This window comes from Pseudomonas sp. BE134 (assembly GCF_031456105.1).
Taxonomy (GTDB): domain Bacteria; phylum Pseudomonadota; class Gammaproteobacteria; order Pseudomonadales; family Pseudomonadaceae; genus Aquipseudomonas.
Genome location: NZ_JAVDUA010000020.1, coordinates 39,393 through 61,282, shown reverse-complemented (window position 1 = coordinate 61,282; position 21,890 = coordinate 39,393). Strand labels below are relative to the sequence as shown.

16 protein-coding genes and 2 tRNA genes are annotated in these 21,890 nt (G+C 59.2%); 6 read left to right on the top strand and 12 right to left on the bottom strand.

Annotation, left to right across the window (positions count from 1 at the left end):
- Positions 1-148: 148 nt before the first annotated feature.
- A complete protein-coding gene (gene pncB, locus J2Y56_RS17550; RefSeq protein WP_310351607.1) occupies positions 149-1,375 on the top strand; it encodes a nicotinate phosphoribosyltransferase in 1,227 nt (408 codons plus the stop codon).
- Positions 1,376-1,379: 4 nt separating this feature from the next.
- On the top strand, positions 1,380-2,207 hold the full coding sequence (nadE, locus tag J2Y56_RS17545; protein WP_007947530.1) for an ammonia-dependent NAD(+) synthetase: 828 nt from the start codon (positions 1,380-1,382) through the stop codon (positions 2,205-2,207).
- 191 nt (positions 2,208-2,398) lie between these two features.
- Here nadE and azu read toward each other — a convergent pair whose 3' ends face one another.
- Positions 2,399-2,845, bottom strand: a complete 447-nt coding sequence (gene azu / locus J2Y56_RS17540; RefSeq protein WP_310351604.1) for an azurin — start codon at positions 2,843-2,845, stop codon at positions 2,399-2,401.
- 345 nt (positions 2,846-3,190) lie between these two features.
- On the opposite strand from azu, the gene J2Y56_RS17535 reads away from it, so the two are divergent.
- Entirely contained in the window at positions 3,191-3,778 is a 588-nt protein-coding gene (locus J2Y56_RS17535; RefSeq protein WP_007947527.1) for a TIGR00730 family Rossman fold protein, read from the top strand.
- A 68-nt stretch (positions 3,779-3,846) separates the two neighbouring features.
- Positions 3,847-4,035, top strand: a complete 189-nt coding sequence (locus tag J2Y56_RS17530; protein WP_007947526.1) for a hypothetical protein — start codon at positions 3,847-3,849, stop codon at positions 4,033-4,035.
- A gap of 109 nt (positions 4,036-4,144) precedes the next feature.
- Here the strand turns inward: J2Y56_RS17530 and J2Y56_RS17525 are convergent, their stop codons facing one another.
- From J2Y56_RS17525 to rnr, 11 genes are all read right to left on the bottom strand, one after another.
- Entirely contained in the window at positions 4,145-5,035 is an 891-nt protein-coding gene (locus J2Y56_RS17525) for a transglutaminase family protein (protein ID WP_310351602.1), read from the bottom strand.
- Positions 5,035-7,521, bottom strand: coding sequence for a circularly permuted type 2 ATP-grasp protein (locus tag J2Y56_RS17520; protein WP_310351600.1), 2,487 nt, complete (start codon positions 7,519-7,521; stop codon positions 5,035-5,037). Before J2Y56_RS17520 ends, J2Y56_RS17525 begins: the two co-directional genes overlap by 1 nt.
- A gap of 88 nt (positions 7,522-7,609) precedes the next feature.
- Positions 7,610-10,885 carry a transglutaminase family protein gene (locus J2Y56_RS17515; RefSeq protein ID WP_310351597.1) on the bottom strand — a complete coding sequence of 1,092 codons (3,276 nt, stop codon included), beginning with the start codon at positions 10,883-10,885 and terminating at the stop codon, positions 7,610-7,612.
- A gap of 298 nt (positions 10,886-11,183) precedes the next feature.
- Positions 11,184-13,487: a YgiQ family radical SAM protein gene (locus J2Y56_RS17510; RefSeq protein ID WP_033049522.1), complete on the bottom strand. Its 2,304-nt coding sequence runs from the start codon at positions 13,485-13,487 to the stop codon at positions 11,184-11,186.
- 201 nt (positions 13,488-13,688) lie between these two features.
- The gene (gene dnaB, locus J2Y56_RS17505) at positions 13,689-15,083 is read right to left on the bottom strand and encodes a replicative DNA helicase (RefSeq protein WP_007947521.1); all 1,395 of its coding nucleotides are present in this window, start codon (positions 15,081-15,083) and stop codon (positions 13,689-13,691) included.
- A 120-nt stretch (positions 15,084-15,203) separates the two neighbouring features.
- Positions 15,204-15,650, bottom strand: coding sequence for a 50S ribosomal protein L9 (rplI, locus tag J2Y56_RS17500; protein WP_003197251.1), 447 nt, complete (start codon positions 15,648-15,650; stop codon positions 15,204-15,206).
- 19 nt (positions 15,651-15,669) lie between these two features.
- A complete protein-coding gene (locus J2Y56_RS17495; protein ID WP_007947520.1) occupies positions 15,670-16,563 on the bottom strand; it encodes a hypothetical protein in 894 nt (297 codons plus the stop codon).
- 36 nt (positions 16,564-16,599) lie between these two features.
- Positions 16,600-16,830: a 30S ribosomal protein S18 gene (rpsR, locus tag J2Y56_RS17490; protein WP_002551829.1), complete on the bottom strand. Its 231-nt coding sequence runs from the start codon at positions 16,828-16,830 to the stop codon at positions 16,600-16,602.
- A gap of 28 nt (positions 16,831-16,858) precedes the next feature.
- Positions 16,859-17,281, bottom strand: coding sequence for a 30S ribosomal protein S6 (gene rpsF / locus J2Y56_RS17485; protein WP_003217491.1), 423 nt, complete (start codon positions 17,279-17,281; stop codon positions 16,859-16,861).
- A gap of 314 nt (positions 17,282-17,595) precedes the next feature.
- Positions 17,596-18,363 (bottom strand): 23S rRNA (guanosine(2251)-2'-O)-methyltransferase RlmB, encoded by a 768-nt coding sequence (gene rlmB / locus J2Y56_RS17480; RefSeq protein ID WP_007947519.1) that lies wholly within the window; start codon positions 18,361-18,363, stop codon positions 17,596-17,598.
- Positions 18,360-20,990, bottom strand: a complete 2,631-nt coding sequence (gene rnr / locus J2Y56_RS17475; RefSeq protein WP_150779672.1) for a ribonuclease R — start codon at positions 20,988-20,990, stop codon at positions 18,360-18,362. The genes rlmB and rnr overlap by 4 nt, the downstream gene beginning before the upstream one ends.
- Before the next feature lie 226 nt (positions 20,991-21,216).
- Here rnr and J2Y56_RS17470 point away from each other — a divergent pair.
- Positions 21,217-21,303: transfer RNA gene (locus tag J2Y56_RS17470), tRNA-Leu, on the top strand.
- A 166-nt stretch (positions 21,304-21,469) separates the two neighbouring features.
- Positions 21,470-21,556, top strand: a tRNA-Leu gene (locus J2Y56_RS17465).
- Positions 21,557-21,890 lie beyond the last annotated feature (334 nt).

Genomic DNA, 21,890 nt, shown 5'->3' with positions numbered 1-21,890 from the left:
GCTGCGATCTGGTCTTGGTTAATTAACTGGATCAAAGGATCGCAGCCTCGTTTCACTCGACAGCTCCTACATAGGCAACACAGAAATCACTGGCAATCTTTACCAGTGATATGCGCCACTATCCCCATTCAATGCGGAGAACCCCGTTATGAGCGAGCCCGTGTTTGGCGATCGCATCGTGCAGAACCTGCTCGACACCGACTTCTACAAACTGACGATGATGCAGGCGGTGCTGCACAACTATCCGAACGTCGAAGTCGAATGGGAGTTTCGTTGCCGCAACAGTGAAGATTTGCGCCCGTACCTGGCCGAGATCCGATTCCAGATCGAGCGCCTGGCGGAGTTGAGCCTGAGCGCTGATCAATTGAGTTTTCTGGAACGTATCAGTTTTCTGAAGCCGGATTTCCTGCGGTTTCTCGGGTTGTTCCGCTTCAATCTGCGTTACATCCACACCTGCATCGAAAACGACGAATTGTTCATCCGCCTGCGGGGGCCGTGGCTGCATGTGATCTTGTTCGAAGTGCCGCTGCTGGCGATTGTCACTGAGGTGCGCAACCGCTATCGCTACCGGGAAGTCGGTCTGGAACAGGCACGCGAACAGCTTTATCGCAAGTTCGACTGGCTGACCGCCAACGCCAGCAGCGACGAATTGTCCGAGTTGCAAGTAGCCGATTTCGGCACGCGCCGTCGCTTTTCATACCGCGTGCAAGAAGAAGTGGTGAATGTGCTCAAGCACGACTTCCCCGGACGCTTCGTCGGCACCAGCAACGTGCACCTGTCCCGGGAACTGGACATGAAACCGCTGGGCACCATGGCCCATGAATGGATCATGGCCCACCAGCAACTCGGTCCACGACTGATCGACAGTCAGATTGCCGCGCTCGACTGCTGGGTGCGCGAATACCGCGGCCTGCTGGGAATCGCCCTGACCGACTGCATCACCACCGATGCTTTCCTCGGCGATTTCGATCTGTTTTTTGCCAAGCTTTTCGACGGTCTGCGCCACGATTCGGGTGACCCGGTGTTGTGGGCCGAGAAAGCCATTGCCCACTATCACAAGCTCGGCATCGACCCGATGAGCAAGACGTTGGTGTTTTCCAACAGCCTGACACTGCCCAAGTCACTGGAGATATTCCGTGCGCTGCGGGGCCGGATCAATGTCAGCTTTGGCATCGGCACCCACCTGACGTGCGACATTCCCGGTGTCGAACCGATGAACATCGTGTTTAAAATGACGGCCTGCAACGGCCAGCCCGTGGCAAAGATTTCTGATGAGCCTGGCAAGACTCACTGCAATGACCCGAATTTTGTCGCCTATTTGCGACACGTTTTCAAAGTACCTGCCGCCCTATCAAGCACATCTAGCAAGGAGTGAATTCATGCAAGCCGTACAGCGTGAGATTGCTGAGCAGCTCAAGGTTCAACCACCGTTTGCCGACGACGCCGCCCTTGAGGCTGAAGTCGCCCGGCGGGTTAGCTTCATTCAGGATTGTCTGGTCAATTCCGGGCTCAAGGCCCTGGTTCTGGGCATCAGCGGTGGTGTCGACTCGCTGACGGCCGGCCTGCTGGCCCAACGCGCCATGCGCGAATTACGCCAACGCACCGGTGACAAGAGTTACAAATTCATCGCGGTGCGCCTGCCATACGAGACTCAGTTCGATGAGCACGATGCTCAGGCCTCGGTGGACTTCATCGCCCCGGACGAGCGCCACACCGTGAACATCGGCCCGGCGGTCAAATCCCTGGCCAATGAAGTGGCAGCCTTCGAAGGCAAGCACGCAGTCTCGGTGGACTTCGTGCTCGGCAACACCAAGGCGCGGATGCGCATGGTCGCTCAGTACACCATCGCGGGCGCGGCCCATGGCCTGGTGATCGGCACCGACCACGCGGCAGAAGCGGTGATGGGGTTCTTCACAAAGTTCGGTGACGGCGCCTGCGACCTGGCGCCGTTGAGCGGGCTGGTGAAAAACCAGGTTCGGGATATCGCTCGCAGTTTCGGCGCGCCGGAATCACTGGTGGAAAAAATCCCGACAGCCGATCTGGAAGACCTGTCGCCGGGTAAACCGGACGAAGCGTCACACGGCGTGACCTATGCCGAGATTGATGCGTTTTTGCATGGTGAGGCGGTACGTGAGGAAGCGTTCAGGATCATTTGTGACACGTATAAAAAGACTCATCACAAGCGGGTGATGCCGTTTGCGCCATAAGGACGTCGGCATCTGTACCGACGCCTTCGCGGGCAAGCCACGCTCCCACAGGTATTGTGTCGGACGCCAATAATAGGCACGACGCAAATCCTGTGGGAGCGTGGCTTGCCCGCGATGAACGATGACTCGGTCAGATGCCGGGCACAAAAAAAGCGTCCCAAGCGGACGCTTTTTTTATGAGCTCGATTTGATTACTTCAGCGTAACCGTGCCTTTCATCATCGAGATGTGACCCGGGAACGAGCAGAAGAAGCCATACTTCTCGCCAGCAGCGAGCTTCGAAACGTCAAAGGTCACCGAATCGATTTCGCCAGCGCCTATGATTTTGGTGTGGGCGATGACGCGCGCATCACCTTCCGGCAGATAATTCTTGTCGATGCCTGCGGCCATGCCAGCAGTAGCGAGCGGCTGCATGTCAGCCTCTTTGCTCAACACCCAGTTATGACCCATGACATTCTTCGGCAGGCTGCCGGAATGTTTCAGATCCACGGTGAATGTCTTACAGCTCTTGTCGATGGTGATGTCCTTGGTGTCAAAAGACATCTGATCAGTGGAGTCGACAGTGACCTTGCATTCAGCAGCCATCAATTGGCTGCTGGCCAGTGTCAGCAGGGATACCGCAACAAGTTTGGCAAACATGGTGAATCTCCAAGGCAGGGTTAATAAAAAGTGCGAATGGACAGAAGACTGCCTGAAATCTTCGCAAGTTCCTATGACCTGAATCAAAAATTGTATACAACTTTTGGGCTATGAGCCCCATCGACACAATCTACCAGCCAGGCGTCTGGCACGGCCCTACTATCAAGCCGTCATCCTTTATCTGGAGCGTCTGTGATGTCCTTGAATAGCCTGTTGTGCAGCTTGTTCGCCGCCTACGCCTGTGGTGCCAGCGGCACCTGTGAAACACCCCGGCGCGAGGCTTAACCCTTGGAGCGTAGCTGACCTGCCTTTATTCTGTTGGCCATCCCGACCTTGGAGTAAGGCATGTCTTTAACGTCTGTTTGTGTATTTTGCGGCGCCAGCACCGGCACCCTCCCAGCCTATCGTGAAGCGGCTGTGGCCTTGGGGCGCTCCTTGGCCGAACGCAAGTTGACCCTGGTCTATGGCGGCGGCGCCGTGGGCCTGATGGGGATTGTTGCCGATGCTGCACTGGCGGCCGGCGGTGAAGTAATCGGGATCATCCCGCAAAGCCTCAAAGACAAGGAAATCGGCCACAGTGGCCTGACGCGCCTGGAAGTGGTAGACGGCATGCACGCGCGCAAGGCGCGGATGGCCGAACTCAGTGATGCGTTCATCGCTCTGCCCGGTGGCCTGGGCACCCTGGAAGAACTGTTCGAAGTCTGGACCTGGGGCCAGCTCGGCTACCATGGCAAACCGCTCGGTTTGCTGGAAGTGAACGGTTTCTACAGCAAATTGACCGGTTTTCTTGATCATATCGTCGGCGAAGGCTTCGTTCGCGCACCGCACCGTGACATGCTGCAAGTGAGCGAATCACCGCAAACCCTGCTAGATGCACTGGACGCCTGGCAACCGTCGGTCCTGCCAAAATGGACCGATCAAAAACCCAGCTAACGGCTCGGCACCGATACAGGGCAGAATATGCGCCGCTCAACCTCACCTTCGACCCCAGAGGATCGCCCATGGCTAAACCTAATTATTCCTTCGCCAAACGTCAGAGAGACTTGGCCAAGGAGCAGAAGAAAGAGGAAAAGCTTCAGCGCAAGAAAGCTACAGCTGAAGAAGAAGCAGCAGCACTGAACCCGGATGCTGAAGGCGAAGTGGCTACAGACGAAACTGAAGCACCGAAAGATCAGGCGCCCGACGCCTGAGACCCTCAGGGCCGGATGATCTGATCAGGCCCACCGGATCTGTGTCCAGGGTCAGCAGTGACTTTGCTGACCCTCACAGTCCCCTCTGAAATACACAATTTTATCTGCGTTAATTCAGTGGCATTACGGTGACGCTGACTTCCGGGTCATGGTTACCCCCTCCCAGAATCACCCCACGCAATGGCGAGACATCGGAGAAATCCCGGCCCCAGGCCAGGGTAATGTGTTCAAGTGCCGGTTGTACGTTGTTGGTCGGGTCAAAATCGACCCAGCCCAGCACCGGACAGAACACTGAAACCCAGGCGTGAGACGCGTCCGCGCCGATCAACCGAGGCTGACCGGGTGGTGGCTGAGTCAGCAGATAACCACTGATATAGCGAGCAGCCAGACCACGGGAACGCACGCACGCGAGCATCAGGTGAGCGAAGTCCTGACAGACCCCGCGTCGGCGCTCCAGCACTTCCACCAACGGCGTCGCCACTTGCGTCGCTTCGGCGTCGAAGGTGAACTCGCTGAAGATCTTCTCCATCAATACCTGAACGCCCCACAGCAACGGTCGGCCCGGCGCAAAGCAACTCTCGGAGAAGTCGACAAAGTTGCGCTTCAAATGCACGTAAGGCGATTCGAACCGATACCGACAGGCTTCAAGAACGTCAGGGGACAGCGGCTGGCTGCTGTAGGTCAACGCGTTGCGGGTGTCTTCCCAGGGCGGCGATTGATTGAAATCCAGCACGGGCCGGGCGAGGACTTCGACGGTAAGGCTGGCGTTGACCAGCAACTCATCGTGGGGACGTTCAAATGCCAATCGCGTCAGCGGATTGCCAAACACATCCAGCTCATCCCGGCGCGCGGTCGGGTCGGGGCTGATCTGCAATTGTTGAGCAGTACAACGCTGCCACGCACAGGGCCGCGGCCAGAGATGCGCGAGCTGCTGGGCCAAAGACACCGGACTGTCATAGTGATAATGGGTGTCGTGGAAAATCTGGTAGTGAGCACTCATCAGACGGACACCGTGCGTTGGCTGACATCATCGACATGGGCGAAATGGCGCAAGGCCAGGCGATCCGATACTTGCCCACTGGCGTCGGCGATTTCTTGCAGCAAATCGGCCAACCCATCAAGCGCGGCGCGCACGCCCGTTTCGCCGAACAACGCGTTTTCCAGGCAGCCCAGATCGAATTGCGCCAGTCGCGCCACCAACAGCGGCAAACTTGTTTCCCGGGGCACACCAAAGTCGTCATTCAAACGTTTCAGGGTTCGCGTCACCAGCTTCAACTGGAACAGGACGGCGTGAGGGTTTTGCTCATCGAGCAGCAACAGGTCGAGCACTGGCAGCAGTTGCGCCACCGCCAGATACCGCGAACGGTAAGTGATGCTGCTGTTGCCCAACTCCAGCAACCACTCTAACCCCGCCTGATCGAAAGCCCCGGCGCCGCGCAAAAATGCTGCCAGGCTGCCGCTGAGAAATTGCAGGCGCTCGATCCGCCGCCCGATCATCAGGAAGCGCCAGCCTTCGTCCCGGGTCATGTCGTCCAGGGCGAAGCCAGAAAGCGCCGCCAGCGACATCACCAGACGGTTAAGAAAGTCCAGCAGCTCGCCGAAATCCGGCTCGTCGGTATCCAGCTCCATGGCCTCGCGCTGCAACTCCACCAACGCCTGCCAGTTTTCCCGCGAGAGTTTGCCGCGCACTTGCGAGGCCGCCCACTGCAAGCGTTGCAGATTGGCACGCAGGCTGAATGACCAGTCTTCGCCGAGCAATGCGGCCAACAGGCGCTCTGGCAACTCGCCTTCCTCGGGCAACAGATGCAACCGTTCACCGAGTTCGACAGCCGCCTGCAAGGCTTGCGGATCATCACCGTCCACGTAGCGCGCCAGCATGATGCGCAACAGTCGCGCGCTGTCATCACAGCGCTCGCAATAGCGGCCAAACCAGAACAGGTTTTCCACCACCCGCGAGGGCAAATAAGGATCCCGGCGTACCAGGTCATGCACACCGATCGTGCGCTGGGTTTTCCACTGCTCGCCGCTGGGCGGACGATCGCTCAACACCCATGTGTCCTTGCTCGCACCACCGCGCTGCATCGACACCACTTCGGCGTCGGCCTCGGCGGCTACCCGGGCCAGCCCGCCCGGTAAAACCCGATAGCCGTCAAGGCTGGCCACTGCGTACACGCGCATGCCGATGGCGCGTGGTTGCAACTGACCGTCCTCGGCCTGCCAGATCGGCGCATGGGACAATTGGGCCATTTCTTGCGCCACATACGCATAAGGGCGCGCCTGCATTCGCGCGGCCAGGGCCAAACGCTGTTTTTCACTCAAGTCACGGCCAAATACCGGTGCAAAGCTTTGCGACGGGAAAGCCGGTTTGATCAACAGCTCCGGCAGTTTTTCCAGCGCTTGAGCCAGCACCGGCGGCTCACCGCACCACCAGGTTGCAATAGACGGCAGGATCAGCTTTTCACCAAACAGGAACTGATTGATCTTCGGCAGAAAACCCAGCAACCCCGGCGACTCCAGCACGCCGCTGCCGAGGGCATTGGCCACCAGCACCCGCCCCTGCCGCACGGCTTCAAGCAGCCCCGGTACGCCCAGTGCGGAGTCGGTGCGCAACTCCAGCGGGTCGCAGAAGTCGTCGTCGAGCCGGCGCATGATTGCGTGAACCCGACGCAAGCCGCTCAGGGTTTTCAGGTAAACCGTGGCATCACGCACCGTGAGGTCGCCGCCCTCCACCAGCGGATAGCCGAGTTGACGCGCCAGATAAAGGTGTTCGAAATAGCTTTCGTTGAATCGTCCCGGCGTGAGCAACACGATCAGCGGTGCTTCTTCATCGCGAGGCGCCTGCCGAGCCAGTGTTTCCTGAAGCGTGCGGAAGAACCCGGCCAGATGCTGCACTTTCAAATCGCGATACAGCTCGGGAAAGGCCCGGGAGACGATGGTGCGGTTTTCCAGGGCGTACCCGGCGCCGGACGGTGCTTGAGTCCGGTCCGCCGTGACCCACCAGCGGCCATCGGGCGTGCGCGCCAGATCGACGGCGTACAGATGCAGAAAGGCCCCGTCGGGCGGCGTAATGCCCTGACAGGGCCAGAGGAAGTTGTTGTGCCCGAATACGAGTTCCGCCGGCAGCAGACCTTCGGCGATCAGGCGCTGGGGGCCATACAGATCCGCCAGTACCGCGTTCAACAGACGCGCCCGTTGAGCGATCCCGGCTGATAACTGCGCCCACTCATCAGCGGCAATCACATGCGGCAGCAGGTCGAGTTCCCACGGCCGGTCTGCGCCCTTGGGGTCGGCGTAGACGTTGTAGGTCACGCCGTTTTCCTGGATCTGCCGGGTCAACAAGGCCTGACGCTGCACCAACTGCGAGGGCGTACTGCGTTGCAATTGGTCGATCAACCGACGCCAGTGCGGGCGTACGCCGCCACTGTCGTCGAGCAGTTCGTGATAGGTGCCCGCCGTCAGCGGGTAGTGATCTAGCAGATCAGGCATGGAAAGCTCGGCAGACAGCAATGAACGGTCAGACTAACGCAGGCTCATGACGCCCGGATATACGAAAAATCCGGGCGTCGCGTACGATTTAGAAACGTCGTAAATCGAGCGTCATCGGCAGTTCGTCGTTAATTTCCAGAGTCGGAACAGGAAGTTTCCCCGGCGTGTGTCCGATGCGGAAAAACCGCGCCATGCGTCGGCTCTCCGCCTCATTGGCGTTCACCGGCAGGCTGTCGTAGTTGCGCCCACCCGGATGGGCCACATGGTATTGGCAGCCGCCCAGCGACCGCTGCATCCAGGTATCGAGCAGGTCGAACACCAGCGGCGCATGAACCGGGATGGTCGGCTGCAGACAGTTTGCCGGTTGCCAGGCACGGAAACGCACACCGGCGACAAACTCGCCGACCCGCCCGGTGGGTTGCAACGGCACAGGAATGCCGTTACAGGTCAGCAAATAGCGCTGTGGAGGCAGGCCGGTGAGCTTGATCTGCAAGCGTTCCAGCGACGAATCCACATACCGCACCGTGCCGCCGACCGCGCCCTCCTCGCCCAGCACATGCCACGGTTCCAGCGCCTGACGCAATTGCAGTTCAATGCCGCTGACCGCGTAATCGCCGACCTTGGGAAAACGGAACTCCAGATGCGCGGCGAACCACTCGGCCCGTACCGGATAACCGGCCGCGTTCAGATCCACGATCACATCGGCGAAATCCTGCTCGATAAAGTGCGGCAACAGGAAGCGATCATGCAATTCAGTGCCCCAGCGCGCCAGTTTCGGCGGCGCGTAAGGTTCGCGCCAGAACCGCGCTACCAGCGCCCGCAACAACAGCTGTTGAGCCAGGCTCATGCGCGCGTGCGGTGGCATTTCGAAGGCACGCAACTCCAGCAAGCCAAGGCGCCCGGTCGCACCGTCCGGCGAATAGAGTTTGTCGATGCAGAACTCGGCGCGATGGGTATTGCCGGTCACGTCGATCAGCAGGTTGCGCAGCAGCCGGTCCACTAGCCATGGCGCGCACTCTTCGCCCGGTTCAGGCATCTGCGCAAAAGCGATCTCCAGTTCATACAGCGCATCATTACGCGCTTCATCGACGCGCGGGGCCTGAGAGGTTGGGCCGATGAATAGTCCGGAAAACAGGTAGGACAAGGACGGGTGGTTGTGCCAGTAACTGATCAGGCTACGCAGCAAGTCGGGACGACGCAAAAACGGTGAGTCGGCCGGGGTCGCGCCGCCCAACACGAAATGGTTACCGCCGCCGGTCCCGGTGTGCCGCCCGTCGATCATGAATTTCTCGGTGGTGAGTCGGGTCTGGCGCGCCTCTTCGTACAGAAACTCGGTGCGCTCGACCAACTCGTCCCAAGTCGCGGACGGTTGCACGTTGACCTCGATCACGCCCGGATCCGGGGTGATGCGGAAGTTGCTCAGGCGCGGATCGCTCGGCGGTTCATAGCCTTCCAGCAATACCGGGCAATGCAGTTCCTGAGCCGTGGCCTCGATGGCGGTGACCAGTTCCAGATAGTCCTCGACCCGTTCCAGCGGCGGCATGAACAGGTACAACCGCCCTTCCCGGGCTTCCGCGCAGAACGCAGTGCGTGTCAGCCAGTCGGCGGACTCGTCGATTTTTGGCTCGCGCTCAACCGCTTCGGCCGGCATGCCTGGGCTGTTTAACGCAATGGTGTCGGGCAGCGCGGGAAAATCCTGGTTCGGATCATTGGGATGAATGAACGGATACTCCGCCGCTTTCACCCAAGGCTGCGAACCGAGCGGCAAGCGATAACCCAGCGGCGAATCCCCCGGCACCAGCCGGCAGTGCTCGTCGCGCAGATACCAGCGACCGCTTTGCCATTGATCTCCCTTGGCGGTGCGCGCCAGCGGCAGGATCTGGCCGATGACTTTATCCAGGCCCTGGTTGAAGACTTTACGCAGACGCGCACGCTCCAGCGGCTCTTCCAGACGCGAGTCTTCGGCGCTGACGTTCTGCGGCAATGTGCCTTCGCGCCAGAGGTAATAGAAATTGTCTTCGTAGGCTGGGAACACAAAACGTGTAGGAATCTTCAGCCGTTCAGCAACACTCGCCAGAAAACGCCCGGCCAGTTCGCCATCGGCGCCGTAGTCTTCCTGCTCATCGGCGATCAGCGCGCTGTTGTGCCAGATCGGCACGCCATCGCGACGCCAGTAGCAGTTCAGTGACCAGCGCGGCAATTGCTCCCCGGGGTACCACTTGCCCTGACCAAAATGCACCAGCCCTTTGGGTGCGTAGTGTTTGCGCATGCGCTGGAACAGTTCGGCGGACAGCCGACGTTTGTCCGGCCCGAGCGCTGCGGTGTTCCATTCGGCACCGTCCGGGTCATCGATGGAAACAAAGGTCGGCTCGCCGCCCATGGTCAGGCGCACATCGTCTTCCAGCAGATCAGCATCGATCTGCCGACCCAGCGCCTGAATCGCCTGCCACTGATCTTCGGTGTAGGGCTTGGTGACGCGGGGGGCTTCCCAAATCCGCTCCACGGACATCTCGTGGGTGAATTCGCACTCGCACGGCTCCACCAAGCCACTGATGGGTGCCGCAGAGCCAGGATCGGGGCTGCACGCCAACGGAATGTGACCCTCACCGGCAAACAGCCCTGACGTCGCGTCCAGGCCGATCCAGCCTGCACCCGGCAAATACACCTCGCACCACGCGTGCAAATCGGTGAAGTCCACGTCAGTGCCCGAGGGACCGTCCAGACTTTTGACGTCGGCGGTCAGCTGAATCAGGTAACCGGAGACAAAGCGCGCGGCGAGCCCGAGATTGCGCAGCAGTTGCACCAGCAACCACGCCGAGTCGCGGCAAGACCCGCAGGCCTGTTCGAGTGTGTGTTCGGGCGTCTGCACACCCGGCTCCATGCGGATGAGGTAGCCGATGTCTTCGCTCAGACGCTGATTAAGCGCGACGAGGAAATCCACACTCGGCAGCGGCGTGCGGTCGATGCCCTCCAGATAGGCCTTGAATTTCGGCGTCAGGGGCAAGGTTTCCAGGTATGGCGCCAACTCCTTGCGCTCGTCCGCGGCGTAGGCGAACGGGATTTTTTCCGCGTAAGGCTCAAGGAAGAAGTCGAAGGGATTGAAGACCGCCATCTCGGCCAGCAGATCGACTTCGATCCGCAGCTCATCGGTTTTTTCCGGGAACACCAACCGCGCCAGGTAATTGCCCTGGGGGTCTTGTTGCCAGTTGAGGAAGTGCTGCTCGGGCGAGACTTTCAGCGCATACGACAAAATCCGCGTGCGACTGTGAGCGGCCGGGCGCAGGCGAACGATCTGCGGACCGAGCTCGACAGCGCGGTCGTAGCGGTAATGTGTGACGTGGTGCAATGCGACATGAATCGACACGGCGTGCCTCCTGCGAGCCCTAAGCGTTATCGAAAGCGCGCAAGACTTATGCCATCGCGGCAACGCTGGCGCTTTCTCCTTTTGCTAGAGGCAGTACAGCACCAAAATCGGGCGATGCGAGAAATAGGTTGGGGGCAGTTGCACGCAAATGTTGCGAAGGGGGGTGATCGTCCCCACGCTCCGCGTGGGAATGCAGCCCGTGACGCTCCGCGTCACTGGACGCGGAGCGTCCCTTGAGGCATTCCCACGCGGAGCGTGGGAACGATCAGGTTGGCGTTCTGTTCAGCTCAAGAGAGGCTTAGCGCGGTACAACCGGCTTACGAGCGGGCTTAGGGCCTTTGCCTTTGGCCGCGTCCTTGCGCTCCTTGGCCGCCTGCTGGTTGCGGGCGAACGCCGCCGCCTTGGCCTGTTCACGCTTGTCCCACGGGTTACCGCCATCGCTGGCACGCGGCGGCAAGCCGGTGTGCTGGGTCAGGATCTTGGTGGTCTTCTCCCCTGCAACCTTGTGGCTGCCGGCCGGTGTCGAGTTCTTGCGACGGGCGCTCTGGTAGCTGTCGGTCGCCGGCTGATGCAGCGGGATCAACTGGTTCTTGCCCGGCCCGATCAAATCGGCGCGGCCCATGCGGGTCAGCGCTTCACGCAGCATCGGCCAGCCTTTCGGGTCGTGATAACGCAGGAACGCCTTGTGCAGACGACGCTGCTCTTCGCTCTTGACGATGGTCACGGCGTCGCTCTTGTAAGTGACCTTACGCAGCGGGTTTTTGCCCGAGTGGTACATCGCGGTGGCAGTGGCCATCGGCGACGGGTAGAACGCCTGCACCTGGTCGGCACGGAAGCCGTTGCCCTTGAGCCACAGGGCCAGGTTCATCATGTCTTCGTCGGTAGTGCCCGGGTGGGCGGCGATGAAGTACGGAATCAGGTACTGCTCTTTCCCGGCTTCCTTGGAGTACTTCTCGAACATGCGCTTGAACTTGTCATAGCTGCCGATGCCCGGTTTCATCATCTGGTTGAGCGGACCTTCCTCGGTGTGTTCCGGGGCAATCTTCAGGTAACCACCCACATGGTGGGTCACCAGCTCTTTGACATACTCCGGCGACTCGACCGCGAGGTCGTAGCGCAGGCCGGAAGCAATCAGGATCTTCTTCACACCCGGCAATGCACGGGCGCTGCGGTACAACTGAATGAGCGACGAGTGATCAGTATTCAGGTTCGGGCAGATACCAGGGAACACGCACGATGGCTTGCGGCACGCGGATTCGATTTCCGGGCTCTTGCAGGCGATGCGGTACATGTTCGCGGTCGGGCCGCCGAGGTCGGAAATGACGCCGGTGAAACCCGGGACCTTGTCGCGGATCTCTTCGATTTCGCGAATGATCGACTCTTCGGAACGGTTCTGGATGATCCGCCCTTCGTGCTCGGTGATCGAGCAGAAGGTACAGCCGCCGAAGCAGCCACGCATGATGTTCACCGAGAAGCGGATCATGTCGTAGGCCGGGATTTTTTCCTTGCCGTACGCCGGGTGCGGGATGCGCGCATACGGCATGCCGAACACGTAGTCCATTTCTTCGGTGGTCATCGGAATCGGCGGCGGGTTGAACCAGACATCGACTTCGCCGTGCTTCTGCACCAGCGCGCGGGCGTTACCCGGGTTGGTTTCCAGGTGAAGTACGCGGTTGGCGTGAGCATAAAGCACCGCATCGCCACGGACTTTCTCGACCGAGGGCAGACGAATCACGGTCTTGTCGCGGGTCATTTTCGGGCTAGCCAGGATCTGTACGACCTTGGCTTCAGTCGGGTCTTCAACCGGACCTTTTTCCTGCTCAATGGCGCAAGCCTGAGTGTCCTGGGTATTCACGTACGGGTTGATGATCTTGTCGATCTTGCCCGGACGGTCGATGCGCGTGGAATCGACTTCGTACCAGTCTTTCGGCGTATCGCGGCGGATGAACGCGGTACCGCGCACATCGGTGATGTCTTCGATCTTGTGACCGTAGGACAGACGCTGGGCGACTTCGACAATCGCACGCTCGGCGTTGCCGTAGAGCAGGATGTCGGCGCAGGCGTCAATCAGGATCGAGTTGCGTACCCGGTCCTGCCAGTAATCATAGTGAGCGATGCGGCGCAGGGAAGCTTCGATGCCACCCAGAACGATCGGCACGTTCTTGTAGGCTTCCTTGCAGCGCTGGCTGTAAACCAGGCTCGCGCGGTCCGGACGTTTGCCCGCCAGGCCACCAGGGGTGTAGGCGTCATCGGAACGGATTTTCTTGTCGGCGGTGTAGCGGTTGATCATCGAGTCCATGTTGCCGGCCGCGACACCGAAGAACAGGTTCGGCTCGCCGAGCTTCATGAAGTCGTCTTTGGACTGCCAGTTCGGTTGGGCAATGATCCCGACGCGGAAGCCTTGCGACTCCAGCAGCCGGCCGATGATTGCCATGCCGAACGACGGATGGTCAACGTACGCATCACCGGTGACGATGATGATGTCGCAGGAATCCCAGCCAAGCTGATCCATCTCCTCCCTGCTCATCGGCAGGAATGGCGCTGGACCGAAGCATTCGGCCCAGTACTTGGGATAGTCAAATAACGGCTTGGCTGTTTGCATGACGATGACCGGTGTTGAGATGAAAAATCGCGGGCGCGGAATATAGCACAAAAAATAACCAATTCCGACGGCTATGGTCGGAAATTGTGTCGACCCAATCGCCGGCAAGTCGAATTGTCGCACCGCCGCTCCCACAAGGATTTGAGTGTCCCTGTGGGAGCGGGCTTGCCCGCGAAGAGGCCCTCTCAGGCACTACATAACTTACTCGTCGTCGAAGTTATAGCTACCCGGCGCGAGGTTTTCGAAGCGGGTGTACTTGCCGATGAACGCCAGTCGTGACGTGCCGATCGGACCGTTCCGCTGCTTGCCGATGATGATTTCGGCGATGCCTTTGTGCTCGGTTTCCGGGTGATACACCTCATCCCGGTACACGAACATGATCACGTCAGCATCCTGCTCGATCGCTCCGGATTCCCGGAGGTCGGAGTTGATCGGGCGTTTGTTCGGCCGTTGCTCCAGGGAGCGGTTGAGCTGGGACAACGCCACCACCGGGCAGTTGAATTCCTTGGCCAGGGCTTTCAAGGAACGGGAGATCTCGGAAATCTCGTTGGTACGGTTGTCGCCGCCGGAACCGGGAATCTGCATCAATTGCAGGTAGTCGATCATGATCAGGGCGACATCGCCGTGTTCACGCACCAACCGGCGAGTCCGCGCACGCATTTCCGAGGGGCTGATACCGGCCGTATCGTCGATGAACAGCTTACGGTCGTTGAGCAGGTTGACCGCCGAGGTCAGGCGCGGCCAATCGTCGTCATCCAGACGACCGGCCCGGACCTTGGTCTGGTCGATACGGCCGAGGGACGACAACATACGCATGATCAGCGATTCGCCTGGCATCTCCAGCGAGTAAACCAGGACGCACTTGTCACTGCGCAACACGGCGTTTTCCACCAGGTTCATCGCGAAGGTGGTTTTACCCATGGACGGACGGCCAGCGACGATGATCAGGTCAGACGGCTGCAGACCACTGGTCTTCTCGTCGAGGTCGGTGTAGCCGGTGGACAGGCCGGTGATGGCGTTGTCGGTGTTGAACAAGGTGTCGATGCGGTCGATGGCCTTGGTCAGCAAGTCATTCACGCTCACCGGGCCACCGGTTTTTGGCCGGGCCTCGGCGATCTGGAAGATCTGCCGTTCGGCTTCGTCGAGAATCTCTTCTGCCGTGCGGCCTTCCGGGTTGAAGGCGCTGTCGGCAATCTCGGTAGCAATGCCGATCAACTGGCGCAACGTCGCCCGTGCACGAACGATCTGCGCATAGGCCTTGATGTTGGCGACGGACGGGGTGTTTTTTGCCAGTTCGCCGAGGTAGCCCAGACCGCCCACTTGCGAGGTCTGACCTTCCTTGTCCAATTGCTCGGCAAGGGTCACGACGTCGATGGGGGAGTTCTGGTCGGCGAGCTTGGCGATCGCGCGGAAGATCAGGCGGTGGTCATGTCGATAGAAATCGCCGTCCGAGACCTGATCGAGCACGCGTTCCCAGGCGTTGTTGTCCAGCATCAAACCACCGAGCACGGCCTGTTCGGCCTCGATGGAGTGCGGCGGCACTTTCAGGGAAGCGGTTTGCAGATCGTATTGCTCGGGTGCAGAGATATCGTTCATGGCCACTTGGTTATTTTATGAAAAGCGGGGGAATCAGAAAGACAAAGGGCACGACCTGTAAACAGGATCGTGCCCGATGTTACCGGCAAGCACCCGAGGGTGCCAGCCGACAAGTACTACTTAAGCTGCTACCACGACAACGCGTACGGTGGCTTCAACTTCAGCGTGCAGGTGCACGGCTACGTCGAATTCGCCTACGTTGCGGATGGTGCCGTTCGGCAGACGAACTTCGCTTTTTGCAACTTCAACGCCAGAGGCGGTCAGTGCATCAGCGATGTCGTGAGTGCCGATCGAACCGAACAGCTTGCCTTCGTCACCGGCGGTGGCAGTGATAGTCACTTCCAGCTCAGCCAGTTGGGCGGCACGGCTTTCAGCCGAAGTTTTACGGTCTGCTGCGGCTTTTTCCAGCTCAGCGCGACGCTCTTCGAACGCAGCCAGGTTGGCAGCGGTCGCAGCGGTCGCTTTGCCGTAAGGCAGCAGGTAGTTACGACCGTAACCAGCCTTAACGTTCACTTTGTCACCCAGGTTGCCCAGGTTGGTGACTTTTTCCAGAAGGATCAGTTGCATGTGAAAATCCTCTTAACTTTTAACCTTCACCGTTCGCGTTATCGGCATCTTTCGGTGCCGAACGACCGCGAAAATCAATCAGGCTGTCGACGATGGCCAAGACCACCAGCAACGGATAGATCAGCTGCATAAACAGCAACAGCGTGACGTACAACCCCACCAGCCAGAACCTGGCCAGTCGCTTTTGCGCCACCAGCCCGTGAATCAGGGCCAGCCCGGCGAACACCAGCGGTACGCTGCACAACGGCGTTAACATGGCCATCTGTGGACCGATGTTCGGCCCCAGAAGCATGCACGCCAGCAGCAACATCGCCGGCAAAAGCGGGAATCGGATGGCACGAAACTCGCGACCAAAACCGCCCGGGTTGTACAACAACGCCTGCCAGTAGCGCCCGACAAGCAGGCTCAGCACACTGACGATTTGCAACAAGGCCGCAATCAGGCCGGTCAGGACCGGTGCAATCAGGGACGCAAAATGCGCTTGCTCGCCTACCGATAACTTCTCGTAGACATCACCGAGTAGCGACGGCATGACTTTTATCAAAGCCTGCGCCAGCATCTCGATTTGAGGGCCAAAAGTCGCCCCCAGCACCACTGAAAACACCACTCCCATCGCTATGCTGACCAGCAGCACACGGACCCAGGATTCGCTTGCGCGCAAAACCAACGCAAGACTCGAAGAACCCAACAGCACCAAAAGTGCCCGAGGGTCATCCGCATAAAGCCACCAGATCAACGCCGGCAGCACTCCCAGGGCAAGAACGCCAAGGGCGTCCTTCAATCCGCGCCGCAGAAGCACGAGGCATCCAGCGGCAGCACCCAACCAATACAACAACGGCAATGTTACGCATCCAGCCACTACGAGAGTGGCCTGCATGCGACCGCGCATAATGAACTCAGCTATGGCGCGCATGCATTCAATCCTTTGCTACGTGTCGACTGCCCGGTCTCAGCGGCCGTGGCTGTCGGTGTAGGCCAGCAGGGCCAGGAAGCGGGCGCGCTTGATAGCGGTGGCCAGCTGACGCTGATAACGTGCTTTGGTACCGGTGATGCGGCTTGGAACGATTTTGCCGGTCTCGGATACATAAGCTTTCAGAGTGTTGAGATCTTTGTAATCGATCTCTTTCACGTCTTCAGCGGTGAAGCGGCAGAATTTACGACGACGGAAGAAACGTGCCATGTAATAGGCTCCTCAAAAGGTCCGTGGATTACTCGTCAGCGTTATCGCTGTTGTCGCTGTCATCACTATCAGCGCTTTCAGCGCCTTCGTGCTCAGGACGGTCGCGACGCTCACGGCGCTCACTGCGGTTTTCTTCAGCCTTGAGCATCTCGGATTGGCCGGTAACGGCTTCTTCGCGACGGATGACCAGGTTACGGATCACTGCATCGTTGTAGCGGAAGTTGTCTTCCAGCTCGGCCAGGGCCTTGCCAGTGCACTCAACGTTCAGCATCACGTAGTGAGCCTTGTGAACATTGTTGATTGCGTAGGCCAGTTGACGACGGCCCCAATCTTCCAGACGGTGGATTTTGCCGCCGTCTTCTTCGATCAGCTTGGTGTAACGCTCTACCATGCCGCCGACTTGCTCGCTTTGATCCGGGTGGACCAAAAAGATGATTTCGTAATGACGCATGAATGCTCCTTACGGGTTGTAGCCTGCCGCTCAAAAGCGGTCAGACAAGGAGTGAATGACACTTATGGACTTGCTTGCGATAGACACATGCGTGCCTGCCGTCACAGCAAGGGGCGCAATTGTAGAGAAGGGACAGGATACGCGCAAGGCAATTGGTGATTATTTGAACAGTTCGTTCGCCCACCAATTTTTGCTTCACCACAAACCACTGTGGGAGCGAGCCTGCTCGCGAAGGGGGCATGACATTCGGCATTGATGCTGAATGTTACTCCGCTTTCGCGAGCAGGCTCGCTCCCACAGATATTGCGTACAGATCAGGACTTCTTGGCGGTTCCGGCGGCTTTGACGCTGCGCTGGCGCTGAGCCTCGAACAGACAAACGCCAGTCGCCACGGACACGTTGAGGCTACTGACACTGCCAGTCATCGGCAGGTGCACGAGGTAGTCGCACAGATCGCGGGTCAGGCGACGCATGCCGCTGCCTTCCGCACCCATGATCAGGATGGTCGGACCGGTCATGTCTTGCTGATACAGACTCTGCTCCGCTTCACCGGCCGTGCCGACAACCCACAAACCACGCTGCTTGAGTTTCTCAAGCGTGCGCGCCAGGTTGGTCACGGCAACCAACGGAATCACTTCCGCCGCGCCACAGGCCACTTTACGGACCGTCGGGGTCAACGTGGCCGACTTGTCCTTGGGCACGATCACCGCCAGCGCACCGGCCGCATCGGCCGAACGCAAGCAAGCGCCGAGGTTGTGCGGATCGGTCACGCCGTCGAGCACCAGCAACAGCGGTGCGCCTTCGGTACGGTCCAGCAGCTCGTCGAGCATCGCCTCACCCCAGACCTGACTCGGACTCACGTCCGCCACCACGCCTTGGTGCACGCCTTCAACCCACGCATCCAGCTCACGGCGCTCGGCCTGGCCGACCGCTACACGGTTTTCGGCAGCGAGCTGGATCAGCGTTTGCACGCGCGGATCGCTGCGACCTTCCGCCAGCCAGATCTGCTTGACGCGTTTCGGGTGGTGGCGCAGCAATGCTTCTACCGCATGCACGCCGTAGATTTTTTCCAACTGACTCATGGTTTGGCCTTAGGTTTACGCGCCCCGCCGCTTCTGCCGGCTGGAGCAGCACCCGCTTTTGGCGGGCCTTTACGATGTTTGCTCGGTTTTGCTGGCTTGCCGCCGGGAGCCTTGTCAGGCGCCGACCGCCCGGTCTTTCCCCCAGACGCCGCTTTACCGCCGCTTTTCGCTTCAGACAGCAACGCCTGCTTCATTTCCCGGCTTTTACGCAGCTCGGCGTTTTTCGCCGCGGCATCGCTCGGGCGATAGGCTTCGACAGCCTTTTCCTTGGCAGGACGACGACCGGTTTTTGCCGGTGCCGGTTCTGCGGCGGTTTTAGCAGCCGGAGCGGTTGTTTCGGTTCCGCGCTTCTTGCGGCCAATTGGCGCGCTGATGGTTTTTTCAGCCATCTCGAAGTCGATCTTGCGCTCGTCGAGGTCAACGCGCATGACGCGCACTTCAACGGTATCGCCCAGACGGAAGCTGCGACCGGTACGTTCACCGGCGAGGCGGTGATGCACAGGATCGAAGTGGTAGTAATCGCCCGGCAGCGCGGTGACGTGCACCAGGCCTTCGACGTAGATATCGGTCAGCTCGACGAACAGGCCAAAACCGGTCACGGCGGTGATCACGCCCGGGAACGATTCGCCCACGCGGTCTTTCATGAACTCGCACTTGAGCCAGTTCACTACGTCGCGGGTCGCTTCGTCGGCACGGCGCTCGCTCATCGAGCACTGCTCGCCGAGTTGCTCCAGCGCCGCTTCGTCGTACGGATAGATGCGCGCCTTCGGAATGGTCATCGCACCAGCACGACGAACGTGCGGGGTATTCATTTTCGAATGGATAACGCTGCGAATCGCCCGGTGCGTGAGCAAGTCCGGGTAGCGGCGGATCGGCGAAGTGAAGTGGGTATAGGCTTCATAATTCAGGCCGAAGTGACCCTGGTTATCAGCGCTATACACCGCCTGGCTCAACGAACGCAGCATGACGGTCTGGATGAGATGGAAATCCGGACGGTCCTTGATGCTTGCCAGCAAGGCCTGGTAATCCTTCGGCGACGGGCCGTCCTTGCCTTTGTGCAGGGACAGGCCGAGTTCACCCAGGAAGGCGCGCAATTTTTCCAGACGCTCCGGTGGCGGACCATCGTGGACGCGGTACAGCGCCGGGATTTCGTGCTTTTTCAGGAATTCGGCGGTGGCCACGTTGGCCGCCAGCATGCATTCCTCGATCAGCTTGTGCGCATCGTTACGAACGGTCGGGCGGATTTCGGCAATCTTGCGCTCGGTCCCGAAGATGATCCGGGTTTCCTGCGTTTCGAAATCGATCGCGCCACGCACGTGACGAGCGGCGAGCAGCACTTTGTACAGTGCATAAAGCTGCTTGAGGTGCGGCAGAACGTCGTTGTACTCGCCGCGCAACTGACGCGCTTCGGTGAGTTTCGGCGTTTCCAGCATCGCGCTGACTTTGTTGTAGGTCAGGCGGGCGTGGGAGTGAATCACCGCTTCGTAGAAGCAGTAGTCGGTCATTTCGCCAGACTTGGAGATGGTCATCTCGCAAACCATGGCCAAACGGTCGACGTGCGGGTTCAGCGAGCACAGGCCGTTGGATAGCTGCTCAGGCAGCATCGGCACAACGCGCTCGGGGAAGTACACCGAGTTACCGCGAACCTGGGATTCGTTGTCCAGGGCTGAACCGATCTTCACATAGCTGGAAACGTCGGCAATCGCCACGTACAACTTCCAGCCACCAGAGAACAGGCGCAGCTTGCCTGGCTTGGATTCGCAGTAAACCGCGTCATCGAAGTCGCGCGCATCTTCACCGTCGATGGTCACGAACGGCAGATGACGCAGGTCGATGCGCTTCTCTTTGTCCTTCTCTTCGACTTCCGGCTTGAGTTTGGCGGCTTCCTTCAAGACCGCTTCAGGCCAGACGTGAGGAATATCGTAGGTGCGCAGGGCGACATCGATTTCCATGCCCGGCGCCATGTAATTACCCACGACTTCGACCACGTCGCCTTGCGGCTGGAAGCGTGGTGTCGGCCAGTGAGTGATCTTCACTTCAACGAATTGACCGATCTGGGCGTTGGCATTGCGGCCCGGGGTGACCAGCACTTCTTGCTGGATCTTCGGGTTATCCGCAACGACGAAGCCGATGCCGCCTTCTTCGAAGTAGCGACCGACGATGGTTTCGTGAGCACGGGAAACCACTTCGACGATCATGCCTTCACGGCGACCGCGACGGTCGAGGCCGGAAACACGGGCCAGGGCACGGTCGCCGTCGAATACCAGGCGCATTTGCGCCGGGCTCATGAACAGGTCGTCGCTGCCGTCGTCCGGAACCAGGAAGCCGAAGCCGTCACGGTGACCACTGATGCGTCCCAGGATCAGGTCGAGCTTGTCCACCGGCGCATAAGTGCCGCGACGGGTATAGATGAGTTGAGCATCGCGCTCCATGGCGCGCAGGCGGCGACGCAGGGCTTCGATCTGGTCTTCGGTGGTCAGACCAAACTCTTCGACCAGCTGCTCGCGGTTAGCAGGCGAACCCCGATCAGCAAGGTGCTGAAGGATCAGTTCGCGGCTAGGAATAGGGTTTTCATATTTTTCCGCTTCACGAGCGGCCTCGGGATCGAGGGACTGCCAATCGGCCATTAGAGAGTTTTCACCTTGTCTATATGCGGGTTAGTTTGGCATAGGCGTAATGAAACGGGAAATTTCAAGCTATGACAGCCCTTCTAAAGCCCTTTATCGACATCGCATCGCTGATTTGAAGACCACTGGTGAAATTTTCCATGTTTTTTTGATGTCGGGGGTTTACAGTTAAAAAGACGCTCCGTATAGTGCGCGCCATCGACGACGCAGACGCGCTGCCGATACTGCCCAGATGGTGAAATTGGTAGACACGCCAGCTTCAGGTGCTGGTGACCGCAAGGTCGTGGAAGTTCGAGTCTTCTTCTGGGCACCAATTTCGAGCTTGAGATTAGTTCAATTTCAAGACTCACACAAAAACCCGCGAAAGCGGGTTTTTGCATTCTAAGCATCTGATTTATTAAATCTAAATCAGGGGTTTACAGATCAAAACGCTCTCCGTATAGTGCGCCACATCAACAGCGGCGACGCTGAAGATAAATGCCCAGATGGTGAAATTGGTAGACACGCCAGCTTCAGGTGCTGGTGACCGCAAGGTCGTGGAAGTTCGAGTCTTCTTCTGGGCACCAATTCAAATTCAAGGTCACGATCTTGAATTTCACAAAAACCCGCGAAAGCGGGTTTTTGCGTTTCTGGCATTCGAAAACAATCTCCCCCCTCGAGAAACTCACGATTTGTAGCAGCTGGCGAAGCCTGCGTTCGGCTGCGTAGCAGTCGTAAATCCTGAACGCGCGGATTTCCTGAAACACCGCATCGTCTGATTTCACGACTGCTTCGCAGCCGAACGCAGGCTTCGCCAGCTGCTACAGGGGTTGTGCCAGCCGCGCAGCAGCCACTTACCAGGCCCCCAAGGCGCACATGAGAAACAATATCGTTTATCATTGTTTCAAGTTTTTGCAATGC

Bases quoted from the DNA above. Each gene is read 5' to 3' on its own strand.
- pncB (WP_310351607.1), top strand. From the start codon at position 149: ATGAGCGAGCCCGTGTTTGGCGATCGCATCGTGCAGAACCTGCTCGAC.
- nadE (WP_007947530.1), top strand. From the start codon at position 1,380: ATGCAAGCCGTACAGCGTGAGATTGCTGAGCAGCTCAAGGTTCAACCA.
- azu (WP_310351604.1), bottom strand. From the start codon at position 2,845: ATGTTTGCCAAACTTGTTGCGGTATCCCTGCTGACACTGGCCAGCAGC.
- J2Y56_RS17535 (WP_007947527.1), top strand. From the start codon at position 3,191: ATGTCTTTAACGTCTGTTTGTGTATTTTGCGGCGCCAGCACCGGCACC.
- J2Y56_RS17530 (WP_007947526.1), top strand. From the start codon at position 3,847: ATGGCTAAACCTAATTATTCCTTCGCCAAACGTCAGAGAGACTTGGCC.
- J2Y56_RS17525 (WP_310351602.1), bottom strand. From the start codon at position 5,035: ATGAGTGCTCACTACCAGATTTTCCACGACACCCATTATCACTATGAC.
- J2Y56_RS17520 (WP_310351600.1), bottom strand. From the start codon at position 7,521: ATGCCTGATCTGCTAGATCACTACCCGCTGACGGCGGGCACCTATCAC.
- J2Y56_RS17510 (WP_033049522.1), bottom strand. From the start codon at position 13,487: ATGCAAACAGCCAAGCCGTTATTTGACTATCCCAAGTACTGGGCCGAA.
- dnaB (WP_007947521.1), bottom strand. From the start codon at position 15,083: ATGAACGATATCTCTGCACCCGAGCAATACGATCTGCAAACCGCTTCC.
- rplI (WP_003197251.1), bottom strand. From the start codon at position 15,650: ATGCAACTGATCCTTCTGGAAAAAGTCACCAACCTGGGCAACCTGGGT.
- J2Y56_RS17495 (WP_007947520.1), bottom strand. From the start codon at position 16,563: ATGCGCGCCATAGCTGAGTTCATTATGCGCGGTCGCATGCAGGCCACT.
- rpsR (WP_002551829.1), bottom strand. From the start codon at position 16,830: ATGGCACGTTTCTTCCGTCGTCGTAAATTCTGCCGCTTCACCGCTGAA.
- rpsF (WP_003217491.1), bottom strand. From the start codon at position 17,281: ATGCGTCATTACGAAATCATCTTTTTGGTCCACCCGGATCAAAGCGAG.
- rlmB (WP_007947519.1), bottom strand. From the start codon at position 18,363: ATGAGTCAGTTGGAAAAAATCTACGGCGTGCATGCGGTAGAAGCATTG.
- rnr (WP_150779672.1), bottom strand. From the start codon at position 20,990: ATGGCCGATTGGCAGTCCCTCGATCCCGAGGCCGCTCGTGAAGCGGAA.